This window comes from Endothiovibrio diazotrophicus, assembly GCF_054657215.1.
The window spans coordinates 25,467-47,823 of the sequence record NZ_BAAHXB010000038.1 but is presented as its reverse complement, the minus strand read 5'-3'; the positions used below and the strand labels follow the sequence as shown (position 1 = coordinate 47,823).

The following is a 22,357-nucleotide window of genomic DNA, read 5'->3' as shown; positions in this document are numbered from 1 at the left end:
CCGGACGGGCGTCTCGACGCCCCAAAACAGGAAGTTATTCTTTCGCGGGCCCTAAGAACAACCGAAACCGACGAGTGGAACGAATATGAAAGTCTTGATCACCGGAACCGCCGGCTTCATCGGTTCCCATCTGGCCATGCGCCTGCTCGCACGTGGCGACGAGGTGGTCGGCGTCGACAACCTCAATGATTACTACGACGTCAATCTAAAACGCACCCGTCTGCGCCGTGTCCAGGAGTGTGGCGAGGGGTTTGTCGACGTGCGCCTCGACATGGCAGACCGCGAGGGGTTGGCCAGGGTGTTCGCGGAGCATAAACCCGACCGTGTGGTCAATCTCGCCGCCCAGGCCGGTGTGCGCTACTCATTGGAAAACCCCGCCTCCTACGTCGACACCAATCTGGTGGGTTTCGCCAACATCCTGGAGAACTGTCGTCACCACCAGGTGGAGCACCTGGTCTACGCCTCCTCCAGTTCGGTCTACGGCGCCAACACCGACATGCCCTTCTCGATCCACGAGAACGTCGACCACCCGCTGTCGCTCTACGCGGCGAGCAAGAAGGCCAATGAGCTGATGGCCCACTCCTATAGCCATCTGTTCCAGTTGCCCACGACCGGCCTGCGTTTCTTCACCGTTTACGGGCCCTGGGGGCGCCCCGACATGGCGCTGTTCCTGTTCACCAAATCGATCCTCGCCGGCGAGCCGATCAATGTCTTCAACTACGGCAAGCACCGCCGCGACTTCACCTATATCGACGATATCGTCGAAGGGGTCGTGCGCACCCTCGACCGGGTCGCTGCCCCCAATCCGGAGTGGGACGGTGCCCACCCCGATCCAGGCAGCAGTTCGGCGCCGTGGCGGGTCTACAACATCGGCAACAACCAGCCGGTGGAGCTGCTCCATTACATCGAAACGCTGGAGAACTGCCTTGGCCGCAAGGCGGAGATGAATCTGCTGCCGTTGCAGGCGGGAGACGTCCCGGATACCTACGCCGACGTGGACGATCTGGTGCGCGACATGGACTATCTGCCGAAGACTACCGTGGAGGAGGGGATTGCCCGCTTCGTCGAGTGGTATCGCGACTATTACCGAGTCTAAAACCCTGGGGGACGGCATGGAGAGCGAAGAGCAACAGTCGGCGGTGGAGCGCTCGGTCACCCTGGCGGATCTGTGGCTGGTGATGGTCCGGCGTCGCCGCTTGGTCGGCGTGGTCTTTCTCGCCACCCTCGCCGCGGCAATGGTTTACCTGATCTCCACGCCGCGTGACTACACCGGGCGGAGCGCGATCAAGGTGGGTACGGTGGACGGCAAACCGATCGAATCTATCGGCGAGGTGCGCTCGCTGCTTGCCGTTATCTGCCCGTCGTGCGAGGTGAGTGTTCCCTCCGAAGATTCCCCCTTCGTCAGCGTGAATCTCCGTTCGCGCTCGCCAGAGTGGATTGAGCGGCGGCTCGGTGCCGCGGTCCAGGGGGTGCTTGAGGCCCACCGGAAGCGGGCTGCTGCGCTGCTTGAGAGCACGCTGCGCCAGCGGGAGGCGGAGGCGCAACGCGAGATCGAAGAGCTCGATCGCAAGATCCACGAGGAGAGGCAGGAGAAGGAGCTGACGGATGCGGAGGTGGCGCAGTTCGACCGATGGGGCGAGGTGATGAAGATGCGACGTGGCCCGCCCGTCGCATGGATGAATTCGCAGCCCTATTCCATGGGGTGGCGCCCTTTCCTTGGTGCCGGCGGGACGGTGGCGGAGAGTCCCGCCGAACATCTGGCGAAGGCGCGGCAGCGTAGCATCGAGCAGGAGGAGAGGATCGCCTCCATGACGGCGCAACGCGAGGCGCTGAGCCGTGAGCAGCACAGTGAGGCGCCCTGGGCGGACGAGGTGGTCGTCGAGCAGAGTTCGCTGATCGTCGCCCCTGACGCCGATATCGCCGTCCGGCCGCGCAACCCCAAACAGCCCATCGTGCTATCGCTGTTGCTCGGGCTGCTGCTTGCGCCGCTGGCCGCATTTGTCGCCGAGTTCAGCGCCAATGTCCGCAATGGTGCCGAGCATTGATCCACCACCTTCTCGGGCGCTTTGCGCGCCCGGGTGATGCCCCGCTGGGGCAACCTATGGAATCGAATCATGAGCGAAATCCTTAAGACCGGCATCCGCAACTCCCGCAATGTGCTGCGCTACATCTACGGTAGTGGTGCGCGAGCCGATCTGGCGGGGATCGTGGAAGCGAGACGCCACGGCGAGGGGGCCTATGCGGTGTTCTTCGTCGACCAGTACTTCGCCGGCAACGGTGATGCGCGCGGCCTCCCCGAGGGGATCGACGCGGTGGGGCCCGACGACGTGGTGATCCATGTCGACACCGCCGACGAGCCCACCACCCGCTACATCGACGAGCTGCGCGACCGCTTGGTGAGCGAGGGGTGCGGCGAGCCCTGCGCGGTGGTCGGCGTCGGTGGCGGCATCACCATGGATGTGGCCAAGGCGGTCTCCAACCTGCTGACCAACGGCGGTTCGGCGAGCGACTACCAGGGGTGGGACCTGGTCAAGCGGCCGGGGATCTACAAGGTGGCCGTGCCGACGCTCTCCGGCACCGGCGCCGAAGCGACCCGTACCTGTGTCATGACCAATCCGGACAACGGTCTCAAATTGGGCATGAACAGCGATTTCACCGTCTACGACCAGATCATCTTCGATCCGGATCTGACCGCCACGGTGCCGCGCAACCAATACTTCTACACCGGCATGGACGCCTACATCCACTGCATCGAGTCACTGGAGGGGGGCTATCGCAACGCGGTCGGCGACGCCTTCTCCGAGGAGACCCTCAAGCTCTGCCGCGAGGTTTTTCTCAGCGACGACATGATGAGCGCCGAGAACCGCGAAAAGATGATGGTCGCCGCCTATCTCGGCGGTTGCGCCATCGCCAACAGCTACGTCGGCGTGGTTCATCCCTTTTCGGCGGGGCTGAGTGTGGTGCTCAAGCTCCACCACGGCGTGGCCAACTGCATCACCATGCGCGCCATGGAGGAGTTCTATCCCGAGCGGTATGGCGAGTTCTGGTCGATGGCGGAGCGCCAGGGGGTGGAGGTCCCCGAGGGGGTCTGTCGTGATCTCACCGATGAACAGTACGACGCCCTTTTCAACTCCACGGTGATCCACGAGAAGCCGTTGACCAACGCCCTCGGCGAGGGGTTTCGCGACATCCTCACCAAGGAGCGGGTGATCGAGATCTTCAAGAGGATGTAGGGCGATGACGTTCAAGATCCCCTTCAGCGGTCGTGCCCACGCCTTCACCGAGGAGGAGATCGCGGTGATGGTGGAGGCGGCCCGCGAAGCGGTGCCGCTTACCCAGGGGCGCTATCTCCAGGCCTTCGAAACGGCCTTCCGCGGCTACGCTGGCGTGGAGCACGCCTTTGCGCTCTGCAATGCCACCGCCGCGCTCGAGATCGCCGCGCAGCTGTGCCGTTTTCAACCGGGCGACGAGGTCATCATCCCGTCGCACACCTTCACCGCTTCCGCCTACCCCTTCGCCAAGAAGGGGGCGAAACTGGTGTGGTCCGACATCGACCCTGCCACCCGGGTGGTCACCGCCGAGGGCATCGCCGCCTGCATCACCCCGCGCACCAAGGCGATCGTGGTGGTCCATCTCTACGGTTTCGGCGCCGACATGCCGGCGATCATGGCGCTGGCCGAGGTCCACGGCCTGTTGGTGATCGAGGATACCGCCCAGGCCCTCGGCGTGGAGATCGATGGTCGCCGGGCGGGGAGCTTCGGCCACTTCGGCGTCTTCTCCTTCCACTCCCACAAGAACATCACCACCCTCGGCGAGGGGGGGATGTTGGCGGTGCGCGACCCCGCGGTGGCGGCGATCGTGCCGATGCTGCGTCACAACGGTCACTGCGCCTTCCCCGGCGAGCGCGACGACTACTGGGTTCCCGCCATGGGCAACGTCGACCTGCCGGAGCTGGACGGCGAACCGCTGATGCCCAACAACTACTGTCTCGGCGAAGTGGAGTGTGCCGTCGGCGCCAAGCTGCTCGAGCGCAGCGATGCCATGAACGCGGAGAAGCGGGATCGGGCGTTGCGCGTGATCGACGCCCTCGCCGGCTATCCGGAGCTCGCCTTCCACCGCGTCGACGACGCGCGCCACAACTACCACCTGCTGGTGGCCCGCGTGGGCAACGGCTGGCGCGACCGCTTTATCCGCACCATGGCCCGCGAGCACGGTATCCAGTGCGTGGTGCAGTACTACCCGCTGAACCGCTATCCCCTCTACCGCAAGCTCGGCTTTGGCGAGGCGGCGTGTCCCCACGCCGATGACTTCTTCGACAACATGGTCTCTCTCCCCTTCCACCATGCCCTCGCCGACGATCAGCTGGCGGTGGTGGTGGAGGCTGCGGGCCGTACCATCGAGGCCCTGCGGGCGGAGGGATGAGCGTGACCGGTTACCACAAATATGTCTTCGATACCGCGCGGCGCAGCTTCGTCGGCGAGTTCGAGGAGATGTATCGCCACGAGGGGAGTGACGGCTTCGACTCCTGGCACCAGGAGGATAGCCGTCAGCTCAACCGCAAGGTGGCGCTGGCGCTGCTCGAGGAGTGGAACTTCGGACGGGTGGTCGACATCGGCGTCGGCAAGGGGGCGCTGACCCACCGCCTGAAGCGGCGCAACAACGTGGTGGCGGGGCTCGACATCTCACCCACCGCCATCGAGGTGGCGCGTTCGCGCTATCCCGACATCGATTTCGCGGCGCTCGACGTCAATGACCTGGAGGCCGTCGAGGCGTATCTGCGCGAACGTCACGAGACGTGGGGCGGCATCGATCTGGTCTTCACCAGCGAATGCCTCTCCTACCTGAGCAATTGGCGGGAGCTGTTGGCGCTGCTGTCGCGTTACAGCCGCTACCTGATGGTTTTCCTCTATCTGCCGGAGGATCCGATCGGCTTTGTCAAGTCGGAGGCGGAACTGCTGGCGGCGGTCGCCGATCATTTCGTTCCGCTCGAGGAGGTCTCGCTGCGTCGCTCCCGTTTCACCGTGGTGTTCGGCGAGTCGCGGGAAGGGTGATGGCCGGAGAGATCCCGTCGCGCGTCGCCGTGCTCATCCCGGCGGTGAAGAAAAGTGTCGCCTTCCCCGACGATTTGGTGAAGAAGCTCGCTGGGACGGCGTTGATCCAGCGCGCGATCGACAAGGCGGTGGAGAGCTTTTCCGCCGACGCCGTCCAGGTGGCCACCGACTCCGAGGAGATTCGTCTCATCTGCGAACGTGCCGGGGTCGGCTGTCACTACGAAGCGACCCTGCGCCTCGACGAGGAGGCGTACCTGGAGAGCCTGGCACCGGCCCTGCGCCGGCTGGCGGAGCACTGGGAACACCTGCTGGTGCTCTCTCCCTACGTGCCGCTGATCGGGGTCGGACAGCTGCGTGACGCCTACCGCCACTTCATCGAGGTGGGGGCGGAGCTGCTGGTTCCGGTCTCCCGTGCCTGGCAGCGGCTCTATTCGCCGTGGCGGCGGCCGCTCGCCCGGGTGATGCATGAGGGGGCCGCTCAGGAGCTGGTCAGCGAGTCCCACGCCTTCACCATTCTCGCCCGCTCGCTGCTGGAGGGGGACGGCGGGCGCGAGGTGCTGCCAGTGGCCTATCCGGTGGAGGGGCGTCTGCTGGAGATCCGCAGCTACGAGGATTGGTGGATCTGCGAGAAGCTGCTCAACCGCCGCCGCATCGTCTTCCGGGTGATCGGCAACCGTGCGGTGGGGATGGGCCACATCTATCGCTGCCTGGCGCTGGCCCACGAGATCAGCGACCACGAGATCCGTTTCGTCTGCGACTCCGGTAGCGGGGTGGTGGCCAACAAGCTGGCCGGCTACGACTATTGGCTGGGTGTCTATCCGCCCGAGGGGATCGACCGGGCCATCCTGGCGCTGGAACCGGACCTGGTGGTCAACGACATCCTCAACACCGAGGTCGACTACGTCCGGCGTCTGCGCGACCACGGCGTTCGAGTGGTCAACTTCGAGGACCTGGGCCCCGGCGCGGCGGAGGCGGACTTCACGGTCAACGACCTCTACGACGAGCCGCAGATCCCCGGCGAGAGGATTCTCTGGGGCCACGACTGGTTCTTCGTCCGCGACGAATTCACCGACGCCCGGCCCCATACCTTCGGCGACAGGGTGAATCGGTTGCTGATCGCCTTCGGCGGCACCGACCCCAGCGACCTCACTCGCAAGGTGCTGCAGGCGGTGGCCCCGTATTGCGCCGAGCGCGGGGTGGCGATCGACATCGTCACCGGCGACGGTTACGGTCACCACGCCGAACTGGAGGCGATGATCGCCGCCTTGGCGGATCAGGAGGTGACCCACACCCACGCCACTGGGGTGATCTCCCAGCTGATGGAGCGGGCCGAAATCGCCATCTCCTCCAACGGTCGCACGGTCTACGAATTGGCCCACATGAATCTGCCGGCGATCGTTCTCTCCCACCACCCACGGGAGAACACCCACCGCTTCGCCCGCGAGGAGAACGGCTTCATCCCGCTGGGGATGCACCAGGGCGAGCGCACCGACGCCGAGCTGCGCGAGGTGTTGCGCCGGCTGGTGGATGAGGCCCCCTACCGTCGCCGCCTGTTCGACGCCCAGCGCAGCGCCCACTTCACCGCCAACAAGTCGAAGGTTGTGCGGCGCATGCTGGCGCTGATCGAGGAGTTGCGCTGATGGTGGCGCCGGTGGTGGCGGTGGTGCAGGCGCGCATGGGCTCCAGCCGTCTGCCCAACAAGATGATGCTGTGGCTCCACGGGCTGCCGGTGGTGGAGTGGGTGTGGCGCCGGGTGAGCGCGGCGCGACGGGTCGACCGGGTGGTCTTCGCGCTCCCCGATCGTGCCGCCGACGACCTGCTGGCCGCCCATCTGGAGCGGTGCGGCGCCACCACCTTCCGCGGATCGGAGGCGGACGTGCTCGGCCGCTACCATGGTGCGGCCACCGCCTTTGGCGCCGCCACGGTGGTCCGCATCTGTGCCGACAATCCGCTCATCTGCGGCTCGGAGATCGACCGCTTGGTGGAGCTGTTCGAGGGGGGCGATTACGACTACGCCTACAACCACATCCCCCGCGGCAACCGCTATCCCGACGGGCTGGGCGCGGAGATCGCCTCCATGGCGGTGCTCGATCGGCTGCACCGCGAGGCCACCGCGCCGGAGCACCGCGAGCATGTCTTCAACCGCCTGTGGGCCGATGCCGGACGTTTCCGCATCGGCACCTGTGACCCGTCCGACGCGGCGCTGGCCCACCCCGAGCTGAAACTGGACCTGGATACCATCGACGATTACGCCCGCCTGTTACGCCTGGAGGTGCGTCCGGAGAGCACCGCCCACGAGGTGGTCGCCGCGGCGCTGGCCCAACGAGAGAGTTGAACCCCGACATGAAACTTCGCCAACTGATCGAAGAGTACCGCCCCGGCGGCGCCCCCGTGTGCCGCCCCTACATCATCGCCGAGGCGGGGGTGAATCACGAGGGCGATATGGAGCTGGCCAAGCGCCTGATCGACGAGGCGGCCGAGGGGGGCGCCGAGGCGATCAAATTCCAGACCTACAAGGCCGATACCATCGCCTCCAAGGACTCCCCCTCCTACTGGGACCTGAGCAAGGAGCCGACCGACAGCCAACACAAGCTGTTTCAGAAGTACGACAAATTCTGGAAGAGCGAGTACGAGGCGTTGGCCCGCCACTGCGAGGGCGCCGGGATCGAGTTTCTCAGCACCCCCTTCGACGTGGAATCGGCACGCTTTCTCAACGACATGATGGAGGTCTTCAAGATCTCCTCCTCGGATCTCAACAACAAGCCCTTCATCGACTACCTGTGCGGCTTCGGCAAGCCCATCGTGCTCTCCACCGGTGCCGCCTACCTATGGGAGGTGGAGCAGAGCGTCAGCTGGATCGAAGCCCACGGCAATGCGCTGTCGCTGCTCCACTGCGTGCTCAACTACCCGACCGATGACGCCAACGCCAACCTGGCGATGATTCCCGAGCTGGCGCGCAAGTTCCCGGAGCATGTCGTCGGCTACTCCGATCACACCCTGCCGAGGGACATGAAGACCCTGGAGGTGGCCACCCTGCTCGGCGCGCGGATCATCGAGAAACACTTCACCCACGACAAGACGCTACCCGGCAACGATCACTATCATGCCATGGACAAGGAGGACCTGAAGCGTTTCCACGCCCGTATGGACCTTCTGTTCGGGCTGCTCGGCGGTCACCGCAAGGAGCCGTTGGCGAGCGAGGCGCCGGCGCGGCGCAACGCCCGGCGCAGTCTGGTGGCGGCGCGGGCGATTCCCGCCGGCAAGCGGGTCGAGGCGGAGGATCTGACCTGGAAGCGTCCCGGCCACGGCATCGATCCGCGCGATTTTGATCGGCTTCTCGGCTGCACCGCGGCGGCGGCGATCGAGGAGGATGCGGTCCTCCAATGGCCCATGTTCGAACAGTGAGAGAGCCACTTTGTTGGAGAATCGCAGCGTGAGCGGGGTGATTGCCGAGATCGACGCGGTGCTGGAGCGGCTCTTCCCGCTGACCCGCAGCCTTACCGGAGAGGGCAACCGCGAGACCCTGCGGGTGTTGCGCGGGATCGTGCCGCTGGAGATCAAGGAGTACCCCTGCGGGAGTCCGGTCTACGACTGGGTGATTCCCGACGAGTGGCGGGTACGCGATGCCTGGATCAAGGATGCCGCCGGCAACAAACTGGTGGATTTCCAGCGCTGCAACATCCATCTGGTGAGCTATAGCGAACCGCTGCATCGGCAGATGACGTTCGACGAGCTGGCCCCCCGCCTGCACCGTTCCGAGGAGTTGCCCGAAGCGATCCCCTACCGTACCAGCTACTACTGCCGCGACTGGGGCTTCTGCGTCACGCAGGCGCAGTACCACGCGCTGGAGCGGGCGCCGGGACCGCTGGAGGTGATGGTCGACAGCGAATTCGACGCCGCCGGCTCGCTGACCGTGGGCGAGCTGCTGATCCCCGGCGAAAGCGCGGAAGAGGTCCTCATCTCCACCTATTTCTGTCACCCCTCGCTGGCCAACGACAACCTCAGCGGCACGGTGATGACCGCCTTCCTCGCCCGCGAGCTGCTCAAACGGGAGCGACGTCACTACAGCTACCGCATCGTCTGGGTGCCGGAGACCGTCGGTGCCGTCGCCTACTGCGCCCGCAATGAGACGGCGATGAAGCGCATCCGGCGCGGCCTGGTGGTCACCTGCGTCGGCGGGCCGGGCCCCTTCGGCTACAAGCAGAGCGTCGATGCCGAGGATCCGATCAACGCGCTGATCGAGGAGGTGTTGGAGGAGCGGGCGGCGGGGGAGTGGGTGCGCTACCCCTTCGACATCCACGGCAGCGACGAGCGCCAGTACTCGTCCCAGGGGTTTCGCATCAACGTCGCCTCGCTGACCAAGGACAAGTATTACGAGTACCCCTACTACCACACCTCGCTGGACGACTTGGCGTTCGTGCGCGGGGAGCATCTCGCGGCCAGTCTGGCACTCCACCTGGAGGTGCTGGAGCGGCTCGACGGCGAGGTGTTCTACCGCAACCTCCAGCCGCACTGTGAGGTCATGCTCTCCAAGCACGGCATCTACCCCGCGACCGGCGGCGCCTTCCTGCCCGATCAGGCGCAGGAGCTCGACGCGCGGCTCTGGCTGCTCTTCCTGTGCGACGGCAACACCTCATTGCGCAGGGTGGCGGCGCGCACCGGCCTGCCGTTGGCGGCGCTGCGCAGCTCCGCTGAGCTGCTGGTGGAGAAGGGGGTGATGGAGCGGGGGACGGCGGTGGGCGGATGAGTGTGGCGATGAACTCCACCGAGCGCCGTTTGGCGCGGATGCACGGCAAGTCCGAGGCGCGGCTGGTTGGTAGCGGCACCGTCGGATTGGTGGCCGCGTTGCGTGTATTGGGGCTTGAGGGGCGCCGGGTGGGGGTGCCCAACAACGTCTGCTTCAGCGTGCCCCAGGCGGTGCTCTACGCCGGCGCCGAGCCGGTCTACCTCGACGTGGAGGCGCAGCGTTTCGGTCTCAGCCCCGAGTGTTGCGCAGAGCAGCAGGGGCTGGCCGCGCTCGTCGCGGTCCACGCCTACGGCCGGCTCTGTGAGATCGAAGCGCTCGCCCGGCTCTGTCGCGAGCGGGGTTGGTACCTGATCGAGGACTTCGCCGTCGCCCAGGGAGCGGGGGGGGAGGCCCCGGCCGGCGCCTACGGCGATATCTCGGTGACCAGCTTCGGCGCCGGCAAGATCATCGACATCGGACGGGGCGGCGCGGTGTTCACCGACGAGCCGGAGTGGGCCGCGGGGATGGCGGCCTTCGCCGCCGCCTGTCCCCCCTTCAGCGCCGCCGACGAGCGCGCCGAGGAGGAGGTCAACCGGCTCCACAACTCCACCTACAATAATCAGTTCCTGTTCCATCGCGCTCCCGACGGGGAGCGCTTCCGGCGGGTGCTCGAGGGGCACCGCGACGCCTACCTGTTCGGCTGGGAAGAGGCGCGACGGGATCTCCTGGAGCGCGCCCTCGACGACCTCCCCGCCAACCTGGCGCGGCGCCGGGCCAAGGCCTGCCGGCTGATCGAAGGGCTGGCCGGGGTGGCGGGGGTGCGCGCGGTGGAGCACTCCCCCGGCGACACCTATTGGCGTCTCAACGTGATGGTCGAGCGGGGGCGCGACGCGCTTTTTCGCCACCTGCTCGACCAGCGCTACCCGATCAGCAGCTGGCAGCCGTCGGTGGACCGTTTCCTGGAGCCTGCGGGGCGCTGGGCGGAGACCCCGGTCAGCGATCGGGTCGGCGATACCATCCTCAACCTCTGGGTTAACGACCAGGTGGACGAGGCCTACATGACTCGGATCATCGACGAGATCCGGCGTTTCCTCGACGACCGCACACCATGAGCAAGTATCGTCTGGTGGAGGCCGCCTGCGACGAGCGGTGGGACCGCTTCGTCGAGTCGAGCCCCAACGGCACCGCCTTCGCGTCCGTCGCCTACCTCGAGGCGCTCGGCGTGCCGGTGCACGCCTACTACTGCCTGAAGAGCGACGAGCCGATGGCCGCCTTTTTCGCCCCGGTGGAGGCCGGTGGCGAGCGTCTGGTCGGCCACGACTTCGTCATCTACGACGGTCTGATGTATCGCGACCTGCCGCGCCTCAACCACGCCCAGCGCGGTTCCGAACAGTTCAAGATCCAGGAGGGCGTGGCGCAGGAGCTGGCCGAACGTTACCGTGGGGTGCGCACCGCGCTCCACTCCTCGCTGGTCGACGTGCGCCCCTTCCTGTGGTTCAACTACGGCACCGATCAACCCAAGTACAGTGCCGAGATCCGCTACACCAGCCATGTGGAGATCGCCGATTTCGCCACCGCGGAGCGGCTCGAGGACATCGCCATCTACAACCGGGCGTCGGTCTCGCGGCGGCAGGAGATCCGCTACGGCATGCGTAAGGGGGTGGTGACGGAGCAGAGCGACGACGCCGCCGGTTTCGCCGAATACTACCGGATGACCATGGCGCGCCAGGGGATCGTCGTGGCGACGGCGGTGTGCGAGCGGATGGAGGCGCTGGTCGCCGGACTGACGGCGTGCGGGCGGGCGTTGATGGTGGAGTCGAAGGACGCCGACGGCCGCATCGGCAGCATGGCGGTCTACCTGCTCGATCGCCGCCGCGCCTACTACCTGTTCGGTGCCAGCGATCCCGAAATGCGCAACACCCACACCGGCACCGCGGTGCTCTGGGAGGCGTTTCACCGGCTCGCCCGGCAGGGGGTGGACGAGGTGGATCTGGAGGGGGTCAACAGCCCGCAGCGGGGCTGGTTCAAGCTCAGCTTCGGCGGCGACCTCCGACCCTATTATGAACTCTCCTTCGAGCGGTGAGACGATGAGTGCGAATCGATTGCTGATCAGCGGGATCTTCCGCTCCGGCACCACCCTGCTGACCCGGGCGTTGGATGCCCACTCCCGGCTGCGGGTCCTCTACCAGCCTTTCAGCCCGCTGTTCCGTGCCTGGCGCAATGCGGCGTTCGCCCGCATGGGGGAGGAGAGCGGGCTCGACCCGAGCATGCCGATGGGGTGGGATTACCTCGACGACCCGCGGCGGGAACGGACTTTCCTCGACGCCGCCCGTGACGCGCGGCTCGACGCCGCCGGCCTCGCCGAGCTGCGCGCGGCCCTGAGGCGGGACGCCGAGCGCGATCCGGAGGAGCGTTTCCAGGCGATCGAGGTGGTCCTGGAGGCCCTGGCCGAGGGCCCCTTCATCGACAACGTCGGTCGCCTCTTCGACGTCATCGGCGAGCATCTGGGGAGCGCCGGCGTGGGGGTCAAGGAGGTGTGGTGCGAGGAGTTCTCGCCGCTGCTGATCGAGGAGTGCGGTATCCGCATCGTGCACATCCTGCGTGACCCGCGGGCGGTGCTCGCCTCGCGCAACACCGGCCGCTACCTGGCCGGTTGCGACAACATGAAGTACCCGATCCTGTTCGTCGCCACCACCTGGAACCGCAGTTGGCGCTACGTCCGCCGCCACGCCGGCGACGCCCGCTACCACGCCCTGCGCTACGAGGACCTGGTGACCGATCCCGAGCCCACCCTGCGCGGCGTCTGCGACCATCTGGGGATCGATTTCGAGGAGGCGATGTGCGACCCCTCCGCCTACACCGACGGGCGGGGGCGGCACTGGGCCCCCAACTCCACCACCACCGTGACCCGCGCCTTCAATGCCCAGCCGCTCGCCTACTGGCGCGAGGCGCTGAGCGAAGAGGAGATCGGGGTGATGGAGTTCCTCTGCGGCGAGGGGATGGCGGCGCTCGGCTACGACTGGTCCGGGGTGGCGCGCGATGCGGGGGTGCTGCGGCGCTACCGCGAGGAGCGCGAGCGGATCACCGAGTGGCTCAACCGTCCCCCGTTCCTGCTGGACGCCGAGCGCATCGCCGCGGCGATCGAGGCGCGGGGCGGCGGGTGAGCGGGCGGCGTCTGCTGTTCAACCGGATCGGCGAGCGCTTCGATCCGCAGCTCGAGCACCCCTTCTACGTCGAGTGTTTCCTCGGTCGCGAAGAGCGGCTCGGCGACTGGCGCCGCTGGCGTTTCAGCGAGCCCTACCGGGGCTACACCGATTTCGCCGCGATGGAGCGGGATTGGCGGCGACTGCGCGATTTCGCCTACCGGCAGGTGGTGCCGCGCTTCCAGGAGCGGGTGCGCGAGGCGCGCGGGATCGAGCGGGGGCCCGAATATTGGAAGACCCTGCTCAACGGCTGGCTGCTGACCCTGCTCGCCATCGCCTGGAGCCGCTATCGACAACTGGAGCAGTTCATCGAGGACCACCCGGGGGAGTGTTTCCGGGTGGAGCTGATCGACCCCGAGACCCGCTGGCATTTCAGCGACACCCAGGCGTTCATGCGCCGCGCCGCGGTCAATGTCGATTTCCACCACTGGCTGCTCTCGCTGATCGCCGAGGAGCTGGCCCCGGCGGAGTGGGTGTTGGAGCGGCGTGGCGCGGCGCCGGGGGCGGAGCGGTGTGACGCGCAGCCGCGTGGTGGGGCGCGGCAGCGGGTCCGGGCGCTGGTGGAGCGGGTGCTGGATCTGCGCTGGTCACGTTGTCGTGGCGTCTACGGCCTCAATCTGCCGGAGCAGGTGGCCGCCTCGTTGCTGTTGTGGTTCAAGCGTGGCGTGGTCAACGTGCAGGCCGCTCCTTCGCTGGATCCCGTCGAGGTGCTGCCGGAGCGCTTCGTTGCCGTGGCGGAGCGGGTGGTGGAGCGCTGTATTCCCGACTCCCTGCTCGACGGCCACCTCCCGGTGGCTGCCGGCCGCACTCCCTGGTGGGTGCGCCCCGGTGCCTTCCGCCTCATCGGCCCCTATCTCTTCTTCGACGATCGGGCGAAGGCGACGCTGGCCCTGGCGCGGGAACTGGGCGAGAAGATCATCTGCACCCAGCACGGCGGCTATCCCGGGCGTCTCTGCTCCCTGGGGCTGCCGCGCGAGGTGGAGCTGCGCCAGGACTACTACCTGTCGTGGGGATGGGACCGCTACGGGGACGCCGCCGGGCGCATCGTGCCGTTGCCCACCCCCCACCTGAGCGGTCTCAAACGCGCCCGCCGGCGGCGCGCAGGGCGTGGCGGGGGTGGCATCGTCATGATCGGCGCCCATATGGAGCCGCTGCTGCTACGCCTGTTCTCCATGCCCTACGGCAGCCAGTGGCTGGAGTACCGGGAGGAGAAGATGGGTTTTCTGCGCGGGGTGGGCGCGGCGCTGCGCGGCGAACTGATCTACCGGCCGTTCGTCGCCGATACCACCACCTCGTTTCGCGACGCGGAGCACGTGCGGGAGGCGTTTCCCGAGCTGCGGATCGTCGACGGCAGCGCGCGGGCGGCGGCGTTGATCGACCAGATGCTCGAGGCGCGCCTGATCGTCGTCGACCATCCGATCAGCGCGCTCAATATCGCCCTCGCCATGGAGGTGCCGACCATCGCCTTCTGGCGGGACGAACACTGGTGCATCCACCAGGACGCCCGCCCCTGGTTCGACGAGCTGGCGCGGGCAGGTATTCGCCACTCCTCCGGCGAGTCGGCGGCGGCCCAGCTTCTCGCCGTGGCGGACGATCCACGGCGTTGGTGGGACGGCGACGCGGTGAGGCGGGCGAGGGAGGCGTGGTGCGAGCGCTTCGCCCGTACTTCCGATGGGTGGCGCGGCGAGTGGTTCCGCGCCGTGAGATCGTTCGAATGATCCAGGTGGGCCCCGATGTCCGTTAACCGATCCCGCTATTTCGACGACGCGGAACTGGCCTGCGCACCGCTCGCCGACAGCGCCGTCATCCTCCAGGCCCGCATGGGCGCGACCCGGTTGCCCGGCAAAATGATGCTGGACCTGTGCGGCAAGCCGTTGCTGGAGCGGGTGGTCGAGCGTCTCGCGCCGCTGCTCGGGCGCGACCGGGTCTACCTCGCCACCACCGACCTGCCCGGCGACGACGGCCTGGCGGAGTACGCCGAGCGGATCGGCGTGCCGGTGTTCCGCGGTGACAGCGAGGACGTGCTGGCGCGCTACATCGGCGCGGCGCAGGCCTTCGGGGTGACCGGCCACATCGTGCGCGCCACCGGCGACGATCCGCTGACCGCCGTCGACGAACTGGCCGCCGCGTTGCGCGAGCACATCGCCCGCGGTGCCGACTACACCCGGCTGCTCCACCTGCCGGTGGGGGCCCAGGAGGAGATCGTCGCCTACCCGGCGCTGCTGCGCTCGCTCGACGCGCCGCTGGAGGATTACCACCGTCAGCATGTCGTCGAGTACCTGTTGGAGCACCCGGAGGCGTTCAACGTCCACTTCCACGAGTCGGAGGAGCGGCGTCGGCGTGAGACCCTGCGTTTCACCGTCGACGAGATGCCGGACCTGGAGGTGGTACGGCGTATCATCGAGGCGCTCGGCCCGGCGGCCGATCTCGACGGGATCATCGCGTTTCTCGACGCCCATCCCGAGGTGACGGCGATCAACGCCGGGGTGTGCAAGAAGGCGTTGGGTACCATTTGAAACGAGGCGGATGAAGATATGTTGGAACTGGACGGCAAGCGGATCCTCTGCGTCAGCGCCCACCTGGACGACTCGGAGTTCGGCTGCGGCGGGTTGGTCGCCAAATACGCGGAGCGGGCGGAGATCCATTTTTTCGGCATGAGCCTGAATCGCAAGTCGTTCCACGGCGAGGTGCAGGAGGTGCGCGAGATGGCGGAGCAGTATGCGGCGCTCGATGCGCTGGGCATTCCCCGCGAGCGCTTTCACTTCAATGACGAGGTGGCCGGCCAGATGCTGCCGGAGTACCGCCAGCTGGTGCTGGAGGAGCTCTACCGCGCCGGGCGCGAGGTGCAGCCCGAGCTGGTGCTGGTCCCCTCGCGACACGACATCCACCACGACCACCGCACCGTCTCGGAGATGGCGCTGAAGGCGTTCAAGCGCGCCTCCGTATGGGGCTACGAGATCGTCAACAGCGCCACCGGTTTCGCCCCCAACCTCTACATCTCCCTGGAGCCGGAGCATGTCGAACGCAAGGCGGCGGCGGTGGCCTGTTACCATTCGCAGCACTCCGGCGGCATGACCACCGGGGACTACTTCTCCAACGACCTGATGATGAGCCTGGCGAAGGTGCGCGGCGCCCGCGCCGGTACCGCCCTGGCCGAGGCGTTCGAGGTCTACACGTTGATCGACTGAGCGGGCGTCGCTTCGGCCGCGCGCGATGCGCTGACGACGCGGCGTCTTTCGAACGATGGATCCGGAATCCCTTGTTGAAGGTGACAACCATGAGTGATTACGCGGAGCTGGTGATGAAGGGGCGGGCGGCTGCCGTCTGGGGCATGGGCTACCTGGGCAGTACCAACCTGATCCAGCTGACCTCTTTAGGGATCGACTGCCTGGTGTCGGATTACGACCGCGACCGGCTGGAGAACCTCAAGAGCGAGGGTGAACTGCTCTACAAGCGCAGCGTGGTGCCGATCGCCCTCGATTTCGCCGGTAGCAACGGCTGGCGCGGCGGCAGGATCGAGGTGGTGGAGGACTACGACGGGATGTTCGCCGGCGATCCGCTGGTCCACTTCATCTGCGTCAGCAACCAGGACGCGGGGGCACCATCCACCCGCGACCTGACCCGGGCGCTGGCCGCCTTCGGCCGGCTTGCCGGTAGTGCCCCCGCGCAGCCACCGCTGATGATCATCGAGACCACCTTCATGCCGGGCACGCTCCACAAGGTGATCCTGCCGACGCTTGCCGAGGTGGGCGTCGAGGTCGGGCGCGACCTGCTGGTCACGGTGGCGCCGCGGCGGGATCGGGAGGTCAATCCCATCGCCTACAAGCCCGCCGCCTATCCACGGATGGTCGGGGGCGTCGACGCGGCCTCGGCCGAGTCGGCCGCCTCGATCCTGGAGCTGTTCGGTCACCGCAGTCTGGCGTTCGCCGGCGCCGAGGAGGCGGAGATGGCGCGGGTTGCCGAGCTGGCGCTGGCGCAGGTGCGCCAGGCGGCGATCAACCAGATGGCCCAGGCCTTTCCCGGCACCGACGTGCGTGCGGCGATCGAGCTGGTCGAAGGAGCGGGCGAAGGGCGGGGACGGGCGCCGAGCCTCGGTTTCGGCGGCTACGATCAACCGCTGGCCTGCCAGTATCTGCTCTCCGGCGCCCACTATCCGGAGATGCTGACCATCGCCTCGGAGGCGCACCACGCGGAGCTGGCCATGGTGCCGCTGGTCAGCGACCGGCTCAAGAAGGCGGGGGTGACGCGGGTGGCGATCCTCGGTCTGGCGGTGGAGGAGAACACCGGCCAGGTGGTCAACAGCCCGGCGACGCGCCTCGCGGTCTACCTGCGGCGCAACGGCGTGGAGGTGACGGTATGCGAACCGTTTCTCGCCGCCGACCAGGTGGAGCGGATCACCGGGGCGAGCGCCCTCGGCCTGGCCGAGGCGCTCGCCGCCGCCGACGGGGTGGTGCTCTACTCCGCCCACGCCCACTTCAAGCACCTCGGGCGGGAGCGGCTGGCCGAGGCGTTGCGCGACATGAAGCTGGTGCTCGACTGCTGCGGTCAGTGGGTTCCCTACGGGCTGGCCGGGGAGGGCATTCCCTACGTGCCGCTCGGCGGCAAAGAGTGGATGGGGTAACGGGCGATGTGTGGGATTGCCGGGTATTTCGGGCGACTGCCCGACGAAGACAACTACCGGCGTTCGGTGGTCAACCGGATGCTGGAACTGATCCGACACCGCGGACCGGACGACCAGGGCGCGTGGGCCTGCGAGGAGGCCGGAGTGGGCATGGTCCGTCTGTCGATCATCGACCGGGACGACCATGAGATCCCCTATTTCAACGAGGACCGCAGCGTCGCGCTGGTCTTCAACGGTGAGATCTACAACCATCAGGCGCTGCGTGCCCAGTTCAAGCACGCGCACCGCTTCGCCAACAACAGCGATACCGAGACCCTGGTCCACGCCTACGAGGAGTGGGGCATGGGGATGCTCGACAAGCTCAACGGCATGTATGCCATTGCGGTCTACGACGCCCGCTTGCGCAAGCTCTTCGTCGCCCGCGACGTGGCCGGGGAGAAGCCGCTCTATTACGCCGAGCGCGACGGGATACTCTATTTCGCCAGCGAGGTGAAGTCGCTGCTCCCCTACGTGCCGCCGAAGGCGAACGACAGCTGCCTCGCCTATCACGCCTTCGAGATCTGCTGCGATCGGGAGACCCTGTTCGAGGGGATCCACAGCGTGCTCCCCGGCGAGTATCTGGAGGTCTCCGCCGGCGGGGTGAAGCGGGTCACCTACTGGCGGGTCGAGGACCACCGCGTCGAGCTGCCCGACGACCTCGACACGCTGGAGCGGATGCTCACCGACCTGGTGGTCGACTGCGTCGAGGTGCGCACCCAGAACAGCTCCTATGACTACGCCAGTCTGCTCTCCGGGGGTGTGGACAGCTCGCTGCTCGCCTGCATCGCCAAGCCGGAGTACCTGTTCACTGTTACCTACGACGTGGGCGACGAGTTCAACGAGCTGCGCTACGCGCAGGAGGTGGCCGATCACATCGGCCGCGAGTTGCACATCGTCCGCCCCACCCGTGAAGATTTCGAGGCCTACCGCGAAGAGATCATGTGGTTCCTCGACTACCCATGCACCTGGACCAGCTTCAACGAGTACGTGCTGCTCAAGGAGGTGGCGAAGAAGACGCGGGTGACGATCACCGGCGAGGGGGTCGACGAGCTGTTCGGCGGCTACCACCGCTACCACCTCCTCAACCACGATCAGAAGATCTTCGAGCTGGAGGCGATGGAGAACTACTCGTTCCTCATCAACAAATACTACGGCTCGCCGGCGGAGCGCTATGGTCGGTTGATCAACCGCGCCGAGAACCCCTTCGATCCCCGGGTGCAGGAGTACCTCCGCTCCTGCGTGGAGGGCCCCTTCGCCACCTTCCCCGGGGTGATCTCGGCGATGGGGCTGGTCGACTACTACACCTCCATGCAGGTGCTGCTGCAGATGGCCGACCGCATGAACATGGCCTTCAGCATCGAAAATCGCGCGCCGTTTCTCGATCCGCGGCTGATCCAGTTCGCCTACAGCCTTCCCGACAAGTACAAGATCAACGACGGCGTCACCAAGTGGCTGTTCAAGAAGGTCGCCGGCAAGTTCGTTCCCGATGCGGTGGTAAAACGCAAGAATAAAATGGGGTTTTTAAGCCCGATCAACGTCTGGTATAGAATGGACAACAGCGGTCAGCTCTACGACCGTTCGATGTATCGCCAGATGGTGTTCGAGGACTGGAACAACGTCTTTTTCCAGAAGCGGCGTTTCCTGGTTCCCTCGCCGGATGCAGGGTAGGTGTGGTTCGATCGAGATGAAAATCGCAGTTCACCAGCCGGAGTTCATGCCGTGGCTGGGTTTTTTCAGCAAGATGGCGCTGGCCGAGCGCTACGTGGTGTTCGACCACGTCCAATTCAAGAAACGTCATTTCGAGAACCGCAACCGGTTGGTCGACTCCGCGGGCGAGGTCAAGTTCGTCGGCGTGCCGGTGATCAGTAAGGGGCGCTACACCCAGGCGATCAACGAGGTGGAGATCGACAATGCCCAGCCCTGGCGCAAGAAGCTGCTGGGGCCGATTCAGCAGATGTATCGGCGGGCGCCCTTCTTCTCCCCCTGTTTCGAGGAGCTGCGCGAACTGATCGAAGGGCGGGAGTACCTGCGCCTGGTCGAACTCAACCTGGCATTGATCGACCATTTCCGCAGGAAACTCGGAATCGATACGCCGCTGGTCTACTCCTCCGATTTTCCGGTGGAGGGGTTTTCCGGCTCCGAGCTGATTCTGGAGCTGTGCGTGCGCAACGGTGCCAGCGAGTATTTGAGTGGGATGTTCGGGAAGGAATATCTGGTCCTGGATGATTTCGCGGAACGCGGTGTGGGAGTGAGTTGGCTCGACTACCGGGCCAAGCCCTACCCGCAGCAGTGCCCCGAGTTTGTTCCAAACCTATCCGTGTTGGATCTGGTTTTTAATCATGGGGATGAGAGCCGCCGCTTCCTTTGAGCCGGCGGCGACGTAATGAATCGATGAAGGTTGGAGCAGTTTCCAAATGAGCGACGAAACCGATACCACGATTGGTCTGCGCGAGCAGAACCTGCGAGAAAAGTGGACCGAGGTCAACGAGCGGATCCCGGTCTCCCGGGTGCAGTTCCGATTCGACACCGACGAGCGCGAGAAGGCGTTTATCGAAAAGCAGTTTCTTACCGATGATGAGCGGGAGCGCTATCGCTGGTATCGCGAGGAGTGGCATCGCCGCCCGAAGGAGGGGGACGCCGGTGATTTCCCGCTCGCCGTGTGCTGCGAGCTGGTCAGTACCTGCGATCTGGCCTGCACCATGTGCTACACGATCTCCGACGATTTCAAGAACGCCATCACCGGCGCGCAGCGGATCATGCCCTGGCCCGTCGCCAAGGCGGTGATCGACGAGTGTGCCGAACTCGGCGTGCCCTCGCTGCTGCTCAGCTGGCGCGGCGAACCGACCATGTACAAGTGGAAGGACGGTGATCGCGAGGTGACCTTCCCCGATGTGGTGAAATACGCCCGCGACAAGGGGATCCTCGAAATCACCGCGATCACCCACGGTCAGCGCATCGACGACAAGATGGCCGAGGCGCTGGTCGATGCCGAGCCGAGCTGGATCAGTTTCTCCATCGATGGTCTGGAGGCGGACTACAACAAGATCCGTACCCCGCCGAAATACAAGGACGATGACGAATACGACGCCTTCTCGGCGGTGATCGGGAACATCCGGCGGTTGGTGGCGGCGCGCAACGCCAAGGGCAAAAACCGACCCCAGGTCCGCACCAACTCCATCTATCCGGCGATCGCGAACAACAAGGAGCGCTACCGGGAACTGCTGCTGGAGGCGGGGGTCGATCTGCTCACCATCAATGAGATCGTGGACCTTCGCCCGGGTGACCTCCCGCCGGAGGCGATCGATGAGCATTGGGGTTGCCAATACCCCTTCCAGCGCCTGACGGTCACCGCCAACGGGATCATGCTGCCGTGCACCACCGCCTACTACGAGCAGAGCGCGATGGTGTTGGGGCGCTACGTCGGAGCGGAGCCCAAGCGGATTCGCAACGTCGACGGCACCTATGCCGAGGTGGATGTGCCGGAGTGCACCCTGAAGAGCGCGTGGCACGGCGAGCGGATCGTGGAGATGCGCAAGCTTCACCTCGAGGGGCGTCGCACGGAGATCGTGCCCGGTTGCCGCGACTGCAATCAGGGCGCGGTACGCTACGGTTACGACCGCATCCCGGAGCAGTGGGACATGGAAAAGATGGATTGGAAGGGCGGTAAACGTGTCGGATGAGCATCGCGCCATGGGCAATATCGTACCTTCCATCGCGGGGCGGCCGATCGGCGCGGGGGCGCCGGGCTACGTCATCGCGGAGGTCGGCTTCAACCACAACGGCGATGTGGGGCTGGGGCTGGAGATGGTCGACGCCGCCGCGGAGGCGGGCGTCGATGCGGTGAAGTTCCAGACCTTCACCGCTTCCGGGTTGACCTTGGAGCGTGAGGAGGCCCATCGGGCGATCCGCGCGGTGGAACTGGACCTGGAGGGCTTTGCGCGGTTGGCCGAACGCTGCCGTGAACGGGGGATCGCCTTCCTCTCCACGCCGTTTTGCGGCGAGACGCTGGGGTTGCTGCAACAGCTGGAGGTTCCCGCCTTCAAGATCGCTTCCATGGACCTGGACAACATCCCGTTCCTCGAGGAGGTGGCCGCGGCCGGCAAGCCGATCCTGCTCTCCACCGGGATGTCCACCCTGCGCGAGATCGCCGAGGCGGTGGAGACGGTTCACGGCAGCGGCAACGATCAGCTGATCCTGCTGCATTGCATCTCGAAATATCCGCCACGTCCCGACGAGGCGAACCTGCGGACCATCGGACAGCTGTCGGCCGCCTTCGGTCTGCCCGTCGGTTATTCCGATCACGTGCTCGGAAGCGCCGCGGTTCTCGCCGCGGTGACGCTCGGGGCGGTGGCCATCGAGAAGCACTTCACGATCGACAAGGGGCTGCCGGGGCCCGACCAGGCGCTCTCCGCCGACACCGACGAGATGGCCCGCATCGTCAGCGACATTCGCACCATCGAGAGTGCCCTCGGACGACCCTGTGCCGACGAGTCGCGCCCGGACCGGGAGCAGCTCAATAACATGCGTCGTGGCGTCTATGCGGCCTGCGAGATCGCCGCCGGGACCGTGATCACCAAGGAGATGGTCAAGATCGTCAGGCCCTACACCGCCATCGAGCCGCGCATGGTGCGGGAGCTGGTCGGGCGCACCGCACGACGGGCGATCGCGCGGGAAGAGGCGATCGAATGGGAGATGGTTTGATCGCTTGCGTCGGGCG

General features: G+C 66.2%; 20 protein-coding genes. All 20 read left to right on the top strand.

Annotation, left to right across the window (positions count from 1 at the left end):
• The first annotated feature begins 85 nt into the window (after nt 1-85).
• The 20 genes from ACYQ2W_RS11515 to ACYQ2W_RS11420 all read left to right on the top strand — a co-directional run bounded on the left by ACYQ2W_RS11515 (nt 86) and on the right by ACYQ2W_RS11420 (nt 22,341).
• The gene (locus ACYQ2W_RS11515; protein WP_459866737.1) at nt 86-1,096 is read left to right on the top strand and encodes an NAD-dependent epimerase; all 1,011 of its coding nucleotides are present in this window, start codon (nt 86-88) and stop codon (nt 1,094-1,096) included.
• Between the two features lie 16 nt (nt 1,097-1,112).
• Nucleotides 1,113-2,045, top strand: coding sequence for a hypothetical protein (locus ACYQ2W_RS11510; protein WP_459866734.1), 933 nt, complete (start codon nt 1,113-1,115; stop codon nt 2,043-2,045).
• Nucleotides 2,046-2,114: 69 nt separating this feature from the next.
• Nucleotides 2,115-3,233: an iron-containing alcohol dehydrogenase family protein gene (locus ACYQ2W_RS11505; RefSeq protein WP_459866731.1), complete on the top strand. Its 1,119-nt coding sequence runs from the start codon at nt 2,115-2,117 to the stop codon at nt 3,231-3,233.
• A gap of 4 nt (nt 3,234-3,237) precedes the next feature.
• The gene (locus ACYQ2W_RS11500) at nt 3,238-4,422 is read left to right on the top strand and encodes a DegT/DnrJ/EryC1/StrS family aminotransferase (protein WP_459866728.1); all 1,185 of its coding nucleotides are present in this window, start codon (nt 3,238-3,240) and stop codon (nt 4,420-4,422) included.
• 2 nt (nt 4,423-4,424) lie between these two features.
• Nucleotides 4,425-5,051, top strand: a complete 627-nt coding sequence (locus ACYQ2W_RS11495) for a class I SAM-dependent methyltransferase (RefSeq protein WP_459866725.1) — start codon at nt 4,425-4,427, stop codon at nt 5,049-5,051.
• A complete protein-coding gene (locus ACYQ2W_RS11490) occupies nt 5,051-6,691 on the top strand; it encodes a cytidylyltransferase domain-containing protein (protein ID WP_459866722.1) in 1,641 nt (546 codons plus the stop codon). The genes ACYQ2W_RS11495 and ACYQ2W_RS11490 overlap by 1 nt, the downstream gene beginning before the upstream one ends.
• Nucleotides 6,691-7,386: a cytidylyltransferase domain-containing protein gene (locus ACYQ2W_RS11485; protein WP_459866719.1), complete on the top strand. Its 696-nt coding sequence runs from the start codon at nt 6,691-6,693 to the stop codon at nt 7,384-7,386. The genes ACYQ2W_RS11490 and ACYQ2W_RS11485 overlap by 1 nt, the downstream gene beginning before the upstream one ends.
• Before the next feature lie 8 nt (nt 7,387-7,394).
• Nucleotides 7,395-8,456 carry an N-acetylneuraminate synthase family protein gene (locus tag ACYQ2W_RS11480; RefSeq protein ID WP_459866716.1) on the top strand — a complete coding sequence of 354 codons (1,062 nt, stop codon included), beginning with the start codon at nt 7,395-7,397 and terminating at the stop codon, nt 8,454-8,456.
• 28 nt (nt 8,457-8,484) lie between these two features.
• The gene (locus ACYQ2W_RS11475) at nt 8,485-9,798 is read left to right on the top strand and encodes a DUF4910 domain-containing protein (RefSeq protein WP_459866713.1); all 1,314 of its coding nucleotides are present in this window, start codon (nt 8,485-8,487) and stop codon (nt 9,796-9,798) included.
• 8 nt (nt 9,799-9,806) lie between these two features.
• Nucleotides 9,807-10,889 (top strand): DegT/DnrJ/EryC1/StrS family aminotransferase, encoded by a 1,083-nt coding sequence (locus ACYQ2W_RS11470; RefSeq protein WP_459866710.1) that lies wholly within the window; start codon nt 9,807-9,809, stop codon nt 10,887-10,889.
• Nucleotides 10,886-11,860 (top strand): GNAT family N-acetyltransferase, encoded by a 975-nt coding sequence (locus ACYQ2W_RS11465; protein WP_459866707.1) that lies wholly within the window; start codon nt 10,886-10,888, stop codon nt 11,858-11,860. The genes ACYQ2W_RS11470 and ACYQ2W_RS11465 overlap by 4 nt, the downstream gene beginning before the upstream one ends.
• Before the next feature lie 4 nt (nt 11,861-11,864).
• The gene (locus ACYQ2W_RS11460; protein ID WP_459866704.1) at nt 11,865-12,941 is read left to right on the top strand and encodes a sulfotransferase family protein; all 1,077 of its coding nucleotides are present in this window, start codon (nt 11,865-11,867) and stop codon (nt 12,939-12,941) included.
• On the top strand, nt 12,938-14,698 hold the full coding sequence (locus ACYQ2W_RS11455; RefSeq protein WP_459866701.1) for an LIC12162 family transferase: 1,761 nt from the start codon (nt 12,938-12,940) through the stop codon (nt 14,696-14,698). The genes ACYQ2W_RS11460 and ACYQ2W_RS11455 overlap by 4 nt, the downstream gene beginning before the upstream one ends.
• 15 nt (nt 14,699-14,713) lie before the next feature.
• Nucleotides 14,714-15,496: a cytidylyltransferase domain-containing protein gene (locus tag ACYQ2W_RS11450; protein ID WP_459866698.1), complete on the top strand. Its 783-nt coding sequence runs from the start codon at nt 14,714-14,716 to the stop codon at nt 15,494-15,496.
• A gap of 18 nt (nt 15,497-15,514) precedes the next feature.
• A complete protein-coding gene (locus ACYQ2W_RS11445; protein ID WP_459866695.1) occupies nt 15,515-16,168 on the top strand; it encodes a PIG-L deacetylase family protein in 654 nt (217 codons plus the stop codon).
• Nucleotides 16,169-16,257: 89 nt separating this feature from the next.
• Nucleotides 16,258-17,601 (top strand): UDP binding domain-containing protein, encoded by a 1,344-nt coding sequence (locus tag ACYQ2W_RS11440; RefSeq protein WP_459866692.1) that lies wholly within the window; start codon nt 16,258-16,260, stop codon nt 17,599-17,601.
• 6 nt (nt 17,602-17,607) lie between these two features.
• Nucleotides 17,608-19,308 (top strand): asparagine synthase (glutamine-hydrolyzing), encoded by a 1,701-nt coding sequence (gene asnB / locus ACYQ2W_RS11435; protein ID WP_459866689.1) that lies wholly within the window; start codon nt 17,608-17,610, stop codon nt 19,306-19,308.
• 16 nt (nt 19,309-19,324) lie between these two features.
• Nucleotides 19,325-20,008 carry a WbqC family protein gene (locus tag ACYQ2W_RS11430; RefSeq protein WP_459866686.1) on the top strand — a complete coding sequence of 228 codons (684 nt, stop codon included), beginning with the start codon at nt 19,325-19,327 and terminating at the stop codon, nt 20,006-20,008.
• Between the two features lie 46 nt (nt 20,009-20,054).
• Nucleotides 20,055-21,320: a radical SAM/SPASM domain-containing protein gene (locus ACYQ2W_RS11425; RefSeq protein WP_459866683.1), complete on the top strand. Its 1,266-nt coding sequence runs from the start codon at nt 20,055-20,057 to the stop codon at nt 21,318-21,320.
• A gap of 10 nt (nt 21,321-21,330) precedes the next feature.
• Entirely contained in the window at nt 21,331-22,341 is a 1,011-nt protein-coding gene (locus tag ACYQ2W_RS11420; protein ID WP_459866680.1) for an N-acetylneuraminate synthase family protein, read from the top strand.
• Nucleotides 22,342-22,357 lie beyond the last annotated feature (16 nt).

Excerpts from the sequence above, each read along its gene's own strand:
- ACYQ2W_RS11515 (WP_459866737.1), top strand. The coding sequence starts at position 86 with ATGAAAGTCTTGATCACCGGAACCGCCGGCTTCATCGGTTCCCATCTG.
- ACYQ2W_RS11510 (WP_459866734.1), top strand. The coding sequence starts at position 1,113 with ATGGAGAGCGAAGAGCAACAGTCGGCGGTGGAGCGCTCGGTCACCCTG.
- ACYQ2W_RS11505 (WP_459866731.1), top strand. The coding sequence starts at position 2,115 with ATGAGCGAAATCCTTAAGACCGGCATCCGCAACTCCCGCAATGTGCTG.
- ACYQ2W_RS11500 (WP_459866728.1), top strand. The coding sequence starts at position 3,238 with ATGACGTTCAAGATCCCCTTCAGCGGTCGTGCCCACGCCTTCACCGAG.
- ACYQ2W_RS11490 (WP_459866722.1), top strand. The coding sequence starts at position 5,051 with ATGGCCGGAGAGATCCCGTCGCGCGTCGCCGTGCTCATCCCGGCGGTG.
- ACYQ2W_RS11485 (WP_459866719.1), top strand. The coding sequence starts at position 6,691 with ATGGTGGCGCCGGTGGTGGCGGTGGTGCAGGCGCGCATGGGCTCCAGC.
- ACYQ2W_RS11480 (WP_459866716.1), top strand. The coding sequence starts at position 7,395 with ATGAAACTTCGCCAACTGATCGAAGAGTACCGCCCCGGCGGCGCCCCC.
- ACYQ2W_RS11470 (WP_459866710.1), top strand. The coding sequence starts at position 9,807 with ATGAACTCCACCGAGCGCCGTTTGGCGCGGATGCACGGCAAGTCCGAG.
- ACYQ2W_RS11465 (WP_459866707.1), top strand. The coding sequence starts at position 10,886 with ATGAGCAAGTATCGTCTGGTGGAGGCCGCCTGCGACGAGCGGTGGGAC.
- ACYQ2W_RS11460 (WP_459866704.1), top strand. The coding sequence starts at position 11,865 with ATGAGTGCGAATCGATTGCTGATCAGCGGGATCTTCCGCTCCGGCACC.
- ACYQ2W_RS11450 (WP_459866698.1), top strand. The coding sequence starts at position 14,714 with ATGTCCGTTAACCGATCCCGCTATTTCGACGACGCGGAACTGGCCTGC.
- ACYQ2W_RS11445 (WP_459866695.1), top strand. The coding sequence starts at position 15,515 with ATGTTGGAACTGGACGGCAAGCGGATCCTCTGCGTCAGCGCCCACCTG.
- ACYQ2W_RS11440 (WP_459866692.1), top strand. The coding sequence starts at position 16,258 with ATGAGTGATTACGCGGAGCTGGTGATGAAGGGGCGGGCGGCTGCCGTC.
- asnB (WP_459866689.1), top strand. The coding sequence starts at position 17,608 with ATGTGTGGGATTGCCGGGTATTTCGGGCGACTGCCCGACGAAGACAAC.
- ACYQ2W_RS11430 (WP_459866686.1), top strand. The coding sequence starts at position 19,325 with ATGAAAATCGCAGTTCACCAGCCGGAGTTCATGCCGTGGCTGGGTTTT.
- ACYQ2W_RS11425 (WP_459866683.1), top strand. The coding sequence starts at position 20,055 with ATGAGCGACGAAACCGATACCACGATTGGTCTGCGCGAGCAGAACCTG.
- ACYQ2W_RS11420 (WP_459866680.1), top strand. The coding sequence starts at position 21,331 with ATGGGCAATATCGTACCTTCCATCGCGGGGCGGCCGATCGGCGCGGGG.